Here is a 14,626-nt window from a genome sequence, read left to right on the forward strand (position 1 = left end):
CTCTATTGTTAACCTTTGATGTTTTGGTACCTTCTCAGTTTTCGGTATAGAGAAACCAACTGGTACATCATGACCGTAATTTATGTGTTTTGGTACCTTCTCAGTTTTCGGTATAGAGAAACTTATCAACATGTAGACGGCTTTATGGTGCAGTTTTGGTACCTTCTCAGTTTTCGGTATAGAGAAACGGTGTTTCAGGAGGTCATGTTAGCATACTTGTTTTGGTACCTTCTCAGTTTTCGGTATAGAGAAACAAATTTTTAGACAAAGTTAGCGATATAAGGTTTTGGTACCTTCTCAGTTTTCGGTATAGAGAAACGTTTGTTCATCTCTATTGTTAACCTTTGATGTTTTGGTACCTTCTCAGTTTTCGGTATAGAGAAACCAACTGGTACATCATGACCGTAATTTATGTGTTTTGGTACCTTCTCAGTTTTCGGTATAGAGAAACTTATCAACATGTAGACGGCTTTATGGTGCAGTTTTGGTACCTTCTCAGTTTTCGGTATAGAGAAACGGTGTTTCAGGAGGTCATGTTAGCATAACTGTTTTGGTACCTTCTCAGTTTTCGGTATAGAGAAACAGGTAGTGAATGGAGATATTATAGAGACTGGTTTTGGTACCTTCTCAGTTTTCGGTATAGAGAAACAGGGAATAATGTTTATTACCTATTTGGCGGGTTTTGGTACCTTCTCAGTTTTCGGTATAGAGAAACTGGTTGATAGAGTTTCGTTGTAGGAACCTGGTTTTGGTACCTTCTCAGTTTTCGGTATAGAGAAACAAAAAAAGGTTTACTTTTATATACTTTGGTGTTTTGGTACCTTCTCAGTTTTCGGTATAGAGAAACAAAGCTAGATAAACTCACATCGTTACCTCCGTTTTGGTACCTTCTCAGTTTTCGGTATAGAGAAACTGCCGCTTCCAACATATCTTTAACGGATAAGTTTTGGTACCTTCTCAGTTTTCGGTATAGAGAAACATACACGATGAGGTCGTGTTGGATGTTCCGGTTTTGGTACCTTCTCAGTTTTCGGTATAGAGAAACTAGTTTGTAACGTTGAATTTTTTTAACATGGTTTTGGTACCTTCTCAGTTTTCGGTATAGAGAAACAATGGATATTCACGACCGTCTAATCATATTGTTTTGGTACCTTCTCAGTTTTCGGTATAGAGAAACAGGATGTTCAGAATGTGTTTATTCAACAGAGTTTTGGTACCTTCTCAGTTTTCGGTATAGAGAAACAGTATTACAGTAGTTGGCGGACTTTGTCTGGTTTTGGTACCTTCTCAGTTTTCGGTATAGAGAAACATACCTCGACGCGAATCCGCAAGCTGACCTGTTTTGGTACCTTCTCAGTTTTCGGTATAGAGAAACTTTGGCTTCGAATCATCATCGAACGGAACTGTTTTGGTACCTTCTCAGTTTTCGGTATAGAGAAACTCCACAAAGCCATAGCTTTTGTTACAGCTTGTTTTGGTACCTTCTCAGTTTTCGGTATAGAGAAACAATCGGATATGTCGATGCAAAGTCTTGGGAGTTTTGGTACCTTCTCAGTTTTCGGTATAGAGAAACGAATTATTGCAGGATGAGTGTCTTTTGTAAGTTTTGGTACCTTCTCAGTTTTCGGTATAGAGAAACTTTATCTTCTGCTGACACCTTGGACAAAAGGTTTTGGTACCTTCTCAGTTTTCGGTATAGAGAAACTTAGTTGCTGGTTAGATGCTATTGAATAGTGTTTTGGTACCTTCTCAGTTTTCGGTATAGAGAAACATCCATCCGCTTTCCCAACGACTTTTTTGTGTTTTGGTACCTTCTCAGTTTTCGGTATAGAGAAACATCCATCCGCTTTCCCAACGACTTTTTTGTGTTTTGGTACCTTCTCAGTTTTCGGTATAGAGAAACTATGCCTTTTACTCCTGAAGGTGGAGTTCCGTTTTGGTACCTTCTCAGTTTTCGGTATAGAGAAACCACCTAATCCGGTAAATGTTGGACAAAGTTGTTTTGGTACCTTCTCAGTTTTCGGTATCCCTCTCTGTTAGGATAGTTGTCGTACGATACTTTAGTGTTATAGTTAAATAAATAACACGGAGGTCGTTCGATATGACTGAAAAAAATGGAGCACGGTATTCCCAAGAACAAAAAGAAGCTATTATCAAACGCATGATGCCCCCAAATAATGAATCTGTGTCTAGAATTTCAAAAGAAGTTGGTATTTCAGATGTGACATTATATAAATGGCGTAGAGCAGCACGTGCAGCTGGAGTGGCAACACCTGGCAATGGACAAACAAGCGATAATTGGAATAGCCAAGATAAGTTCTTAATCGTGATGGAGACGTTCGCGATGAACGAATCGGAGCTTGCCGAGTATTGTCGTAAGAAAGGTTTGTATCGTGAGCAGATTGAAGCATGGAAAAATGTGTGCCTTCAGGCAAACGGTCAGGTATTCGAACAAGCCAAACAGTTGAATGGCGCATTGAAGGAAGAACAGAAGCGTGCCAAGCAATTAGAAAAGGAGCTACAAAAGAAAGAAAAGGCACTAGCCGAAGCTGCAGCGTTATTACTTTTGCGAAAAAAGGCCCAAGCGATTTGGGGGGACGACGAGGAAGAATGATTAGCCCGTCAAATCGCGCATTAGCAGTTGAACTAATCCAAGAAGCCAATCAAAACGGTGCGCGATTAGCGAAGGCTTGTGAGGAACTTCATATCAGCGTACGGACATACGAGCGCTGGGTAGTAGAGGGTGGAGTGAAGGTCGATCAGCGCCCATTTGCGAAAAGACCAGTACCGAAAAACAAGTTGTCTGAAGAAGAAAAAGAGGGAATTCTGACAGTTGTCAAACAAGAGGAATACGTCGATTTACCACCTACACAGATTGTCCCAAAGCTTGCGGACAAAGGAACTTACATTGCTTCAGAATCCACGTTTTATCGTGTGTTACGTGAAGAAAAAATGCAACACTATCGCGGTCGTAGTCAAAAGCCTGAAAGAAGAATCCCTGAGAGTCATCTAGCAACAGCACCAAATCAAGTGTGGACATGGGATATTACATGGCTTGGTGGACCGGTGAAAGGTTTGTTTTATCGACTCTATTTAATTCTTGATTTATTTAGTAGAAAAGCAGTTGGCTGGGAAGTTTGGGAAACAGAAGAGGCAAAACACGCTGAAACGCTTGTGAAAAAGGCGGTTATCAATGAAAAAATCCAAGGTGCACCACTCGTATTGCATTCAGATAATGGTAGCCCTATGAAAGCCGAGACATTCCTAAGTTTACTAGAGAAATTGGGCATTCAAAGTTCCTTTTCAAGACCACGTGTGAGTAATGATAATCCTTACTCAGAAGCGATGTTCCGGACACTCAAATATCGACCGGATTTTCCGCACAAAGGTTTTGCATCACTCGGAGAAGCAAGAAAATGGGCACAGCAATTTGTCCATTGGTACAACGAGATTCACCTGCATAGTGGGCTAAATTTTGTGACACCTGTACAGTGCCATACCGGAGCACATTTAGCCATATTGGAAAGGCGAAAAAACGTATACGAAGCAGCGAAGGCTAAACATCCAGAACGTTGGTCAAGAAGCACAAGAAATTGGGCACCGAATGAGAAAGTAGCACTCAATCCAATGCGAGATGAGAGTCAAACCGGAGCATTGAGGAAATCATAATATTCCCCATTTTCCTGGTGATTTGAATCGAAAGCACGCTTTTCCTTTCGATTCAAATCACCAGGTCAGCAAGCGCAGCGCGGTAGCCTTGACTAAGCTAGGGCATTGAGAAAATTCTATTAAAATACTAAAGTAGCTAAATGCGACAACTATATTGACAAACACCGGTATAGAGAAACCTGATGTTGAGAGATCTATTTACAAAGCTAGTTTTGGTACCTTCTCAGTTTTCGGTATAGAGAAACGTCGCTTTAAAACTTACTATCATCCCTGCTGTTTTGGTACCTTCTCAGTTTTCGGTATAGAGAAACTACTGGCTTAAGAAGAACAAGCCAAAACAGGTTTTGGTACCTTCTCAGTTTTCGGTATAGAGAAACTTTGTGATATTAACCATTAGACTCCTCCTAGTTTTGGTACCTTCTCAGTTTTCGGTATAGAGAAACTTTCGTTGGCATAAACGACATAAGGCACGTGTTTTGGTACCTTCTCAGTTTTCGGTATAGAGAAACAGGAATCGGAGAGGGGAAAGGGTTAAAGTTGTTTTGGTACCTTCTCAGTTTTCGGTATAGAGAAACTGCCATGTTGCGGAAAATCAAAGACTCCTTGTTTTGGTACCTTCTCAGTTTTCGGTATAGAGAAACTATCCACACTCGCAAGTTCTCCGTAAGCGAGTTTTGGTACCTTCTCAGTTTTCGGTATAGAGAAACACATGCCTGCTATATGTTGGGGCATATCGCGTTTTGGTACCTTCTCAGTTTTCGGTATAGAGAAACTGTGCATACGTGCTACTTCTTTTTGTAACTCGGTTTTGGTACCTTCTCAGTTTTCGGTATAGAGAAACAGTTGAAAGCAAAGTTTGACGGTGAAATCGGTTTTGGTACCTTCTCAGTTTTCGGTATAGAGAAACAATTGTCACAGGAATCGTTAACGGGGTCCGGTTTTGGTACCTTCTCAGTTTTCGGTATAGAGAAACGACGGCTGCGAAGGCGGAGTTTGCCCGATTAGTTTTGGTACCTTCTCAGTTTTCGGTATAGAGAAACGTTCGCGTAATCTCAACGTTTACTTGCGGTGTTTTGGTACCTTCTCAGTTTTCGGTATAGAGAAACAATACATTGTAGAAGACACTGACAACGGAAGTTTTGGTACCTTCTCAGTTTTCGGTATAGAGAAACAGCCACTTAATAATGGTTTTGTTCTTTAGAGTTTTGGTACCTTCTCAGTTTTCGGTATAGAGAAACTTCTACAGCTATAGTTTCATCATCGTCATCGTTTTGGTACCTTCTCAGTTTTCGGTATAGAGAAACAATGGTTCTTTCACAGGTGGTACTTTACTAGGTTTTGGTACCTTCTCAGTTTTCGGTATAGAGAAACGAAAATGATACTCCTGCAATGGTACATATTGTTTTGGTACCTTCTCAGTTTTCGGTATAGAGAAACCTATTTAAACAAATATTTGTAAGTAGAAGGGTTTTGGTACCTTCTCAGTTTTCGGTATAGAGAAACTTTTTCGGAAGGAGTGCCCGTAGAAGATAGTTTTGGTACCTTCTCAGTTTTCGGTATAGAGAAACTTTTTCGGAAGGAGTGCCCGTAGAAGATAGTTTTGGTACCTTCTCAGTTTTCGGTATAGAGAAACAGTAAATGTTTTATTGTCAACTTTTGATACGTTTTGGTACCTTCTCAGTTTTCGGTATAGAGAAACTCGTTGTAGCTGAAAGAATGACTGGGGTGGGTTTTGGTACCTTCTCAGTTTTCGGTATAGAGAAACAGAACCAATTCACCCCTGTTACTAACGGTGGTTTTGGTACCTTCTCAGTTTTCGGTATAGAGAAACAGTTAAATCTTCCTGCCACTGTTCGAATGAGTTTTGGTACCTTCTCAGTTTTCGGTATAGAGAAACTCACCGTATTTCTTTCTGAATATCTCAAGGGTTTTGGTACCTTCTCAGTTTTCGGTATAGAGAAACTCTGTTGCTCTAGTTGTTTGTTGTCACTAAGTTTTGGTACCTTCTCAGTTTTCGGTATAGAGAAACATGCAGGAATCTATAATTTTACTGGATGGGGTTTTGGTACCTTCTCAGTTTTCGGTATAGAGAAACTTCCAATGTTTCTTTATCTTCTTCCAACTTAGTTTTGGTACCTTCTCAGTTTTCGGTATAGAGAAACCTGTGTTTAGTGGAGAACTTCCTCCATCTGGTTTTGGTACCTTCTCAGATTCTTGTGTTGAGAAAACTACGAATAAAAGGTTTTAATTCATCAAAATAACAAAAAATTCAAATATTTATCCATTTTGTGAATTATATATTCAATTCCTCATACGTCTGTTTAATCTTGGTAAAATGAAGGTGAAACATTAATAAAGGAAGAGGCGAGCCGTGATGAAGTATAGGCGATCGATTAGTTTGCTTTCCATCAGCCTCATTTTTCTTTTAGTAATAGCATCTCTATTTGGAATATTAACAAGAAGGGGGCCGGGAGAACATAAAATTGAGTCATTTCGAGGAGGAGACGTCTTCGTTTATGGTAAGGGGCTATATGAAAATGAACCTGTTTCAAATGCTGTTCAAGTTATAGCTCAGGACATGGTCACGATTTTGTTAGGTATTCCTTTGCTATTATTTTCTCTTATTTTATTTCGAAGAGGGTCACTAAGAGGACAATTTATTCTTGCTGGAACGTTGGGTTACTTTTTATACACCTATGCATCTTATACCTTTCTCTTAATGTATAACCACTTTTTCCTAATTTATGTTCTTCTTATGTCTATTAGTTTTTTTGCATTTATTTTAGTCATGATGTCATTTGATATAAAAAATCTAGGAACCTTTTTTACTCCTAAAATACCAGCAAAGTGGATTGGTGGGGTTCTCATTTTGATGGGGAGTGGGGTCTTATTGATGTGGATGGGACGAATTCTTCCATCTATGAAGAATGGAACCGTTCCAGAAGGGTTGGAGCATTCAACTACCTTAGTTATTCAAGCATTGGATTTAGGGTTTATCGTACCGATTGCCATTCTTGCAGGGATATTAACCCTCTCTGTTAGGATAGATGTCGTAGGATACTTTAGTGTTATAGTTAAATAAATAACACGGAGGTTGAGCGATATGAAAAGAAAAAATGGGACACGATATACACAGGAATATAAAGCAGCTATTGTTAAACGAATGATGCCCCCAAATAATGAATCTGTTACGAAAATTGCGAAAGAAGAAGGCATCTCAGATGTGACCTTGTACAGTTGGCGTAAAGAAGCTCGTGAGACTGGTGTCGCAGCACCTGGCAATGGACAAACGAGTGACAAATGGAGTAGCCAAGATAAGTTTCTAATCGTGATGGAGACGTTCGCATTGAATGAAACAGAGCTGGCTGAGTATTGTCGTAAAAAGGGGCTGTATCGTGAACAGATTGAAGCATGGAAAAGTGTATGCCTTCAGGCAAATGGTCAGGCATTCGATCAAGCAAAACAACTGAATGGCGCTTTGAAGGAAGAACAGAAGCGTGCCAAACTATTAGAAAAAGAGCTACAAAAGAAAGAGAAGGCACTAGCTGAAGCTGCGGCATTATTACTTTTGCGAAAAAAGGCCCAAGCGATTTGGGGGGACGACGAGGAAGAATGATTAGCCCGTCAAATCGCGCATTAGCAGTCAAACTCATCCAAGAAGCCAATCAAAATGGTGCGCGATTAGCGAAGGCTTGCGAGGAGCTTCATATCAGCGTTCGTACCTATGAACGTTGGGTGGAAGATGGTGGTGTGAAGGTTGATCAACGCCCACTTGTGAAAAGACCCGTACCAAAAAATAAGTTGTCTGAAAAGGAAAAAGAAGAAATATTAACGGTTGTCAAACAGGAAGAATACGTCGATTTACCCCCGACACAAATTGTACCAAAGCTTGCGGACAAAGGGACTTACATTGCGTCAGAATCCACCTTTTATCGTGTGTTACGTGAAGAAAAAATGCAGAATCATCGTGGTCGTAGTCAAAAGCCTGGGAAAAGAATTCCTGAGAGTCATCTAGCAACATCGCCAAATCAGGTATGGACATGGGATATTACGTGGCTGGGTGGACCTGTGAAAGGGTTGTATTATCGACTCTATTTAATTCTCGATTTATTTAGTAGAAAAGCAGTTGGCTGGGAAGTGTGGGAAACAGAAGAGGCAAAGCACGCTGAAACACTTGTGAAAAAGGCAGTGATCAATGAAAAAATCAAAGGCGCACCACTCGTATTGCATTCTGATAATGGTAGTCCTATGAAAGCCGAGACATTTTTAAGTTTACTAGAGAAACTGGGAATTCAAAGTTCCTTTTCAAGACCTCGTGTAAGTAATGATAATCCTTACTCAGAAGCCATGTTTCGTACACTTAAATATAGACCGGATTACCCGCATAAAGGCTTTGCATCACTCGCAGAGGCAAGGGAATGGGCACAGAAATTTGTCTATTGGTACAACGAGATTCACTTGCATAGTGGATTAAATTTTGTGACACCTGTACAGTGTCATACTGGAGCACACGTAGCGATATTAGAAAAGAGAAAAGATATATACGAAGCAGCGAGAGCTAAACATCCTGAGCGTTGGACGAGAGGCACGAGAAATTGGAGACCGAATGAACAAGTAGCGCTAAATCCAATGAGAGATGAGAGGTAAACTGAAACATTGAAGAAATCATAATATCCCATTTCTCTGGTGGTTTGAATCGAAAGAGCGCTTTTCCTTTCGATTCAAACCACCAGACCACCAAGCGCAGCGCGGTAGCTTTATTTGAACTCGGGATTTAAGGAATTCTCTTAAAATACTAAAGTAATAAAATACGACAACTATATTGACAAACACCGTTAACCATTCGGAGAAAGCCTTTTGGTTATTTGCTTGCCTCAATTGTTATTGTGAAACTGTTCACATTGTCGACGGCTGTTACATTTATGGCATTTAGTATGAAAATGGTTGGTTTAGAGGTAAGCTTAGTCGAATCATTGTCGTTTTCAGTCATTACATTAATTTTTATCTTTTTGATGTGTTTGATTATTAATCATGTTGAAGAGAACCCACATACGATTATTACCGATATTTTGGATGACGAATCATTATTCCAGAAAGGAGAATAAGAAGTGAAGGCAATTATAATCTATGCCACGAAGCACGGTGCAGTAGAAAAGGCAGCCTTAATTTTAAAAGAAAGATTAGGTTGGGAGATCCCTACGGTGGACATTACGAAGGAATATGCACCACCACTGGAGGAATATGATACGGTTATTATAGGGGGATCAATTTACATTGGAAATGTTCAGAAAGACTTAGTCAAATTTATGTATGATCATTTGGATGTTCTTTTGACAAAAAGGGTAGGCTTATTCCTTTGTGCGGGGCATCCGAATCAAGAGGAACTGGATAAAGAAATGAAAAGAGCATTTCCAGAGCAGCTATATAATCACGCAATTGTCAAAGAAGTATTCGGGTATGAATTTGACTTCTCAAAATTGAGTTTTTTAGAAAGGCTAACGATCAGAAACGTTGCTCATGTTAAAGAAAGTCAATTTGCTTTATCTGAGAAAAAGATTGATGAATTTGCCGGAATGATGAAATGAGTATAAGGTGACAGGCACCATCCAAAAATTGGATGGTGCCTGTCACCTAAATTTTTTTCCAAGTTTGTATGGATTTTCTAGAATTGTATTTTATAATGAAGAGATAAGTAAATTGTCTGATAATAGAATATACTTTATTGGAGGGAGCAATGGGGAAAACTAAGGGAGTTGAAAGAGTTGAAAGGCTATCTTCTTCTGTTGAGATAGTCATTTTTTGTTTTAGGCTATTGTTTTATGTTTTTGCCGTCATTGATCTGTACATTGAAAAGAATACCTTTGATCATTTTTACTTCTCATTATTTCTTGTACTAGCTGCGATGATTATTCCACTTGTGTTTTGGGTCCCACTATTAGTCAAAAAGAGTACCCTATATTGTATAACTGAATTCGTAATCAGTGGTTCATTATCTATTTATGCCATGGCGGTAAGCAATGAATATTCGAGTATGTTTGTCCTATCAGCATTAACCATTGCTTATCATTTAGAGAAAAGATATTATAAATGGTTTCCTATTTTACTTATATTTCCGTTACTTCAATTTATTATAAAAGGCTTCATTCCTGGTGAAAATGGCTATATGTATGTGTTTATTAATTGGGTTTTCACAATAATAGGGTTTGGTTTTAATATGCTCATTGAATCCTATAAACGAACACAGGAATTAAACAGAATCATAGAGGAGCAAAATCAAAATTTACTTCAATATGCCAAGCAAATCGAAACCTTAACTTTAGTAGAAGAGCGGAACAGGATGGCTAGAGACTTACATGATACACTCGGTCATTCCTTTATTTCTTATATTTTAGGCTTAGATGCAGTCCAATATTTAGTTGATTCAGATTCAGAGAAGGCAAAGGGAAAAATTGAAGAGCTTCGTGAACATGCTGCTGCAAGTCTAGATGAAATTAGGGAAACGATTCATGAAATTGGCTCTGAATCGGATATCTTACTAACTAGTAATTTTCAAGCGATTATTAATGAATTTACTGAGTACACCAATACAAGAGTCACCTTTAAAATAGCTGGAGAGGAATATTTCCTGCATCATTCGATGAGAATGGCCCTCCTTCGAACATTACAGGAAAGCTTGACCAATGCAAAGAGACATGGAAAAGCGGAGGAAATTCAAGTAGGGCTCTCTTTCCATGAGGATGCTACTGAGTTGGCCATTAGGGATAATGGAATGGGTTCTGACAAGATAACAATAGGCTTTGGTTTGAAATCAATGAAGGATCGCGTGGAAGCTTTAAATGGGGAATTGAAAGTAGAGTCAGCTTTGAATTTTGGGACATCAATTAAAGTTACTATTCCATATCGGAGGTGAAAAGGATGGAAAATATAAAGGTATTAATTGCAGACGATCAGGGTCTGATAAGGGAAAGCTTAAATATTGTACTAAATATGGAGGATCAATTAGAAGTAGTTGGACTGGCTGAAAATGGACAGGAGGCCATTCAATTGTGTGAATCTCTATCTCCAGATGTTGTTCTTATGGACATCAACATGCCCGTGATGGATGGAGTGACCGCAACGAAATCGATAAAAACTAGCTGGCCAGATATAAAAGTTATTATCCTCACCTCTTATCAGGATGTAGATTATGTCGTCAGTGCATTAGCAAATGGAGCAGAGGGATATTTACTAAAATCATTAAATCCTAGAAGTCTTGCAAGCAGTATTCGATTGGTGCATGAAGGTGGATCCCTCGTCACAAAGGAAATGGCTGCTAGTCTGATAAACAGTCAGTCACAAAAGAATGAGGAAGCTGAAACCGTAACCCAACAGAATGAGAATACGAACCTTATTGCCCAATATGGTTTGAGTGAACGAGAGGTCGAGGTCTTAAAGCTCTTGGCCTTAGGGTTGAGAAACAATGATATTTCTGAACGATTATTTTTAAGCGTTGGAACTGTGAAAAATTATATCTCGAATATATATGCGAAGCTTGAGGTGAAGGGTCGCAAGGAAGCAACAATGAAAGCAAAGAAAGAAGGATTATTCTAATAAGTAGGTATTAAATTGGGAATCCTATATGATTATGGCTGTGTTAAAGTTCAAGTTTAACAGAGCCATAATTTTAAAAAGGTCATAGAAAGAACAAAGTTTGTCATTCAACTTGTTACTTTTTTTCACTCCTCTAAGTGACTTTTCCTATTTACAATACGAAATAGAAATCAACTTGGAGGAATGAATATGAAAAAGGTATTTAGGGTTTTATCGATAATAATTGGATGCTTCATTTTATTATCCATACCGGCAGCATTTATATTTGGAAGTACAAAGCACACGGATCTTGACGGAACAAAGAAGGAAAAGGTAACACAATTTATGAACCAATTTGTAAAGAAAAATAAGTTTCATGGAACGGTACTTGTCACCTATAAAGGTAAGACTTTACTCAATCGTTCATATGGTTTCACTAATCGTGAGGAAAAGATTCCATTCCATAACAATGTGAAGTTTCCAATTGGCTCTGTAACCAAATCGATGACGGCTATATCCATTTTGCAATTGGAGCAAGAAGGGAAGCTTTCTGTTAAAGATAAGTTATCAAAATATTTTCCTGACTTTCCTAAAGGGGAAAAAATAACTATCCACCAAATACTAAACCATACTTCAGGCCTAGGCGATTACTTAACCATGAAGGATTATATGAAGCCTTATTCTGATGAAAAAATTTTAAATCTTATCTATAAAGATAAATTGCATTCTGAGCCAGGTGAAAAATTCAGCTATGTAAATTCGGGCTATTATTTACTTGGAAGAATCATAGAAAAAGTATCAGGAGTAGATTACTCTACTTATTTGCAGAAGAATATTTTTGATAAAGCGAAAATGTCGAACACAGAAATTATGAATAAAGAGAATAATGAATGGCCAGTCATAGGCTATGAAAATGAAAAAAAGGTAAAAAACGTTCATCCATCCTTACTCTTTGCGTTTGGTTCGGTTCTATCAACGAAAGAGGATTTAATTAAATATATTGATGCGATTGAATCTCATCAGCTTCTTTCAGAGGAAGAAACAAATAAAATGTTAAAGGCCAGTACCAAGATTCGTCTTGTAGGTGGATATGGCTATGGATGGTATGTGATGAACAATGCTTACTCCTTGAATGAAAAGCTCTATTCTCATGGAGGATCCCTACCAGGATTACGTTCTGGTTTAATGCGATATCAGGATCAGGATTTAACCATAGTTATTTTTACCAATAAGGGTGAAAGTTTTAATTATTACGCTCTTGGAAATGAAATCGCCTCAATTATTTTTGATAAAAGAATTTGGTTTTATCAAAAAATACAATAAAAGGTGGATACTAATCTAAGTCTTAGGTCCCTGTTGGCAATTGAAAAGTTGAATTACGATGGATATGCTTTGGAAATTTGGAAAGTAAAAATGTTTATGTAAATAGTTTTGAGAGGAGTGTCAACATGTCAGGTGTTGTGGAAATACAGAATGTCACAAAGATCATCAAAGGAAGGAAAATTATTGATTCTTTAAGCTTTGAAGTAAATAAAGGGGAAGTATTTGGTTTTTTGGGACCGAATGGAGCAGGGAAAACAACCACTATTCGTATGATAGTAGGCTTAATTGGCATTACGTCAGGGGATATCAAAATTGCTGGATACAGTATTAAAAATCATTTTGAAAAAGCGGTTAGCCATGTAGGGGCAATCGTTGAAAATCCTGAAATGTACAAATTTCTTAGCGGCTATGAAAATCTTATTCATTTTGCAAGGATGTCAAAAGGAGTCAATAAGGGAAAAATTGATGAGGTCGTGGAGCTTGTAGGATTAACAGATCGTATCCATGATAAGGTGAAGACTTATTCCCTTGGGATGAGACAAAGGCTCGGTCTTGCGCAGGCCCTTTTACATGAACCAGAGGTGCTGATATTAGATGAACCGACTAACGGATTAGATCCTGCAGGAATTCGTGAGATACGTGATCATTTACGAATGCTTGCAAGAGAAAAGAATATGGCAGTCATTGTATCAAGTCACTTACTCTCAGAAATGGAAATGATGTGTGATCGAATTGGGATCATCCAAAAAGGTAAGTTAATAGATGTCCAGTTAGTGAATGATTTTGTTCAGGGGAATGAAAATTCTTATGAGCTAGAGGTTTCTCCTGTTGAGAAGGCGAAACAACGAGCGATAGAAATTTATCCAAACACAAAGATTGAAATTACCGATAGTGGAATTATATTACCTTTAAAGAAGGAGGAAGTTCCTTCTCTAGTACGAGAATTAGTTGCCTCTGATATTCAAATATATGGCATTAAAGAGGTAACGAAAACTTTAGAGGACCGCTTCTTAGAGGTAACGAAAGGCAAGGAGGTTGTAGCAAATGCTTAATTTAATCCGAAATGAGCTTTTAAAAATATTTAAGCGACCAGGTACCTATGTCATGATTGGCTTGCTTGTAATGATGTTAACAGTAATGGGTGGAATTATTAAGTATCAGGAAGGTAATGGTGCGGCCCCAGATAATCAAAACTGGAAGCAAGAGCTGCAAACACAAATTAATTCATCACAAAAGGAATTAGAAACAATGGGAGACAAAATTCCTGAGAGCCAGCTAGTGTACTTTAAAAGGGATATTGCCATCAAAGAATACCAGATTGAGAATAATATTTCTCCATACACTGATTATGACGTTTGGGAATTTGTTAATGATGCGTCCAATATGATTCAATTTGCGGGATTGTTTACAATTATTGTGGCAGCAGGTATTGTTGCATCTGAGTTTAATTGGGGTACTGTAAAATTATTATTAATTAGACCGATTGCAAGAAGTAGGCTTCTTATTGCTAAGTACTCAACCGTACTACTCTTTGCCCTAATGATGCTAGTCATATTGTTCGCATATTCAGCTTTACTAGGCTTCATTTTATTTGGATCACCTGAAGCTGCAGAGCCATACTTGAAATACTTTGACGGAAAAGTAACAGAGCAATCAATGATTTTCCATCTTATGAATTATTATGGATTGCAGTCGATTACGATGCTCATGCTCTCCACAATGGCATTTATGATTTCTGCTGTATTTAGAAATAGCTCCCTTGCTATTGGACTATCCATCTTCTTAATGTTTACTGGTGGGCAATTAACGAGTCTTTTAGCTTCAAAATTCGAATGGGCAAAATACATCCTATTTGCAAATACAGACCTAATGCAATACTTTGAAGGAATGCCAATGGTCGAAGGAATGACCCTAACATTCTCAATCATTATGCTAGTAATCTACTTTATCCTATTTCAATTCCTTGCTCACTATGTCTTCAAGAAAAGAGACGTAGCAGCATAAAAGGGGTGACAGGCACCATCCAAAATTTGGATGGTGCCTGTCACCCTTATTCTAGAATTTT

10 protein-coding genes and 2 CRISPR repeat arrays (1 of these 12 only partly in view) are annotated in these 14,626 nt (G+C 38.3%); all 10 genes read left to right on the top strand.

Annotation, left to right across the window (positions count from 1 at the left end):
* Positions 1–1,969: a CRISPR direct-repeat array (repeat unit 36 nt; unit sequence GTTTTGGTACCTTCTCAGTTTTCGGTATAGAGAAAC); it begins 1,035 nt to the left of the window's first position.
* A 132-nt stretch (positions 1,970–2,101) separates the two neighbouring features.
* A protein-coding gene (locus tag BQ6100_RS01285) for an IS3 family transposase (protein WP_390622392.1) occupies positions 2,102–3,669 on the top strand; the annotation gives its coding sequence in 2 pieces (ribosomal slippage) (positions 2,102–2,585 and positions 2,585–3,669; 1,569 coding nt in all).
* A 209-nt stretch (positions 3,670–3,878) separates the two neighbouring features.
* Positions 3,879–5,897: direct repeats of the CRISPR family, unit length 36 nt; unit sequence GTTTTGGTACCTTCTCAGTTTTCGGTATAGAGAAAC.
* 146 nt (positions 5,898–6,043) lie between these two features.
* Positions 6,044–6,751, top strand: coding sequence for a hypothetical protein (locus BQ6100_RS01290; protein WP_075980027.1), 708 nt, complete (start codon positions 6,044–6,046; stop codon positions 6,749–6,751).
* 21 nt (positions 6,752–6,772) lie between these two features.
* A protein-coding gene (locus BQ6100_RS01300; RefSeq protein WP_390622393.1) for an IS3 family transposase occupies positions 6,773–8,316 on the top strand; the annotation gives its coding sequence in 2 pieces (ribosomal slippage) (positions 6,773–7,256 and positions 7,256–8,316; 1,545 coding nt in all).
* A gap of 239 nt (positions 8,317–8,555) precedes the next feature.
* On the top strand, positions 8,556–8,774 hold the full coding sequence (locus BQ6100_RS01305) for a hypothetical protein (protein WP_141770127.1): 219 nt from the start codon (positions 8,556–8,558) through the stop codon (positions 8,772–8,774).
* Between the two features lie 3 nt (positions 8,775–8,777).
* On the top strand, positions 8,778–9,254 hold the full coding sequence (locus tag BQ6100_RS01310) for a flavodoxin domain-containing protein (protein ID WP_075980031.1): 477 nt from the start codon (positions 8,778–8,780) through the stop codon (positions 9,252–9,254).
* A gap of 149 nt (positions 9,255–9,403) precedes the next feature.
* Entirely contained in the window at positions 9,404–10,579 is a 1,176-nt protein-coding gene (locus tag BQ6100_RS01315; protein WP_075980032.1) for a sensor histidine kinase, read from the top strand.
* A gap of 5 nt (positions 10,580–10,584) precedes the next feature.
* The gene (locus BQ6100_RS01320; RefSeq protein WP_075980033.1) at positions 10,585–11,259 is read left to right on the top strand and encodes a response regulator transcription factor; all 675 of its coding nucleotides are present in this window, start codon (positions 10,585–10,587) and stop codon (positions 11,257–11,259) included.
* Between the two features lie 189 nt (positions 11,260–11,448).
* Positions 11,449–12,561 (top strand): serine hydrolase domain-containing protein, encoded by a 1,113-nt coding sequence (locus BQ6100_RS01325; RefSeq protein ID WP_075980034.1) that lies wholly within the window; start codon positions 11,449–11,451, stop codon positions 12,559–12,561.
* A gap of 125 nt (positions 12,562–12,686) precedes the next feature.
* Entirely contained in the window at positions 12,687–13,613 is a 927-nt protein-coding gene (locus BQ6100_RS01330) for an ABC transporter ATP-binding protein (protein ID WP_075980035.1), read from the top strand.
* Positions 13,606–14,565 (top strand): ABC transporter permease, encoded by a 960-nt coding sequence (locus BQ6100_RS01335; protein WP_075980036.1) that lies wholly within the window; start codon positions 13,606–13,608, stop codon positions 14,563–14,565. Before BQ6100_RS01330 ends, BQ6100_RS01335 begins: the two co-directional genes overlap by 8 nt.
* The last annotated feature ends 61 nt before the right edge of the window (positions 14,566–14,626 follow it).

The sequence above is a fragment of the Bacillus massilinigeriensis genome (assembly GCF_900117315.1).
GTDB classification, from domain to species: domain Bacteria; phylum Bacillota; class Bacilli; order Bacillales; family Cytobacillaceae; genus Bacillus_BE; species Bacillus_BE massilionigeriensis.

Bases quoted from the DNA above. Each gene is read 5' to 3' on its own strand.
- BQ6100_RS01335 (WP_075980036.1), top strand. From the start codon at position 13,606: ATGCTTAATTTAATCCGAAATGAGCTTTTAAAAATATTTAAGCGACCA.
- BQ6100_RS01330 (WP_075980035.1), top strand. From the start codon at position 12,687: ATGTCAGGTGTTGTGGAAATACAGAATGTCACAAAGATCATCAAAGGA.
- BQ6100_RS01290 (WP_075980027.1), top strand. From the start codon at position 6,044: ATGAAGTATAGGCGATCGATTAGTTTGCTTTCCATCAGCCTCATTTTT.
- BQ6100_RS01325 (WP_075980034.1), top strand. From the start codon at position 11,449: ATGAAAAAGGTATTTAGGGTTTTATCGATAATAATTGGATGCTTCATT.
- BQ6100_RS01315 (WP_075980032.1), top strand. From the start codon at position 9,404: ATGGGGAAAACTAAGGGAGTTGAAAGAGTTGAAAGGCTATCTTCTTCT.
- BQ6100_RS01320 (WP_075980033.1), top strand. From the start codon at position 10,585: ATGGAAAATATAAAGGTATTAATTGCAGACGATCAGGGTCTGATAAGG.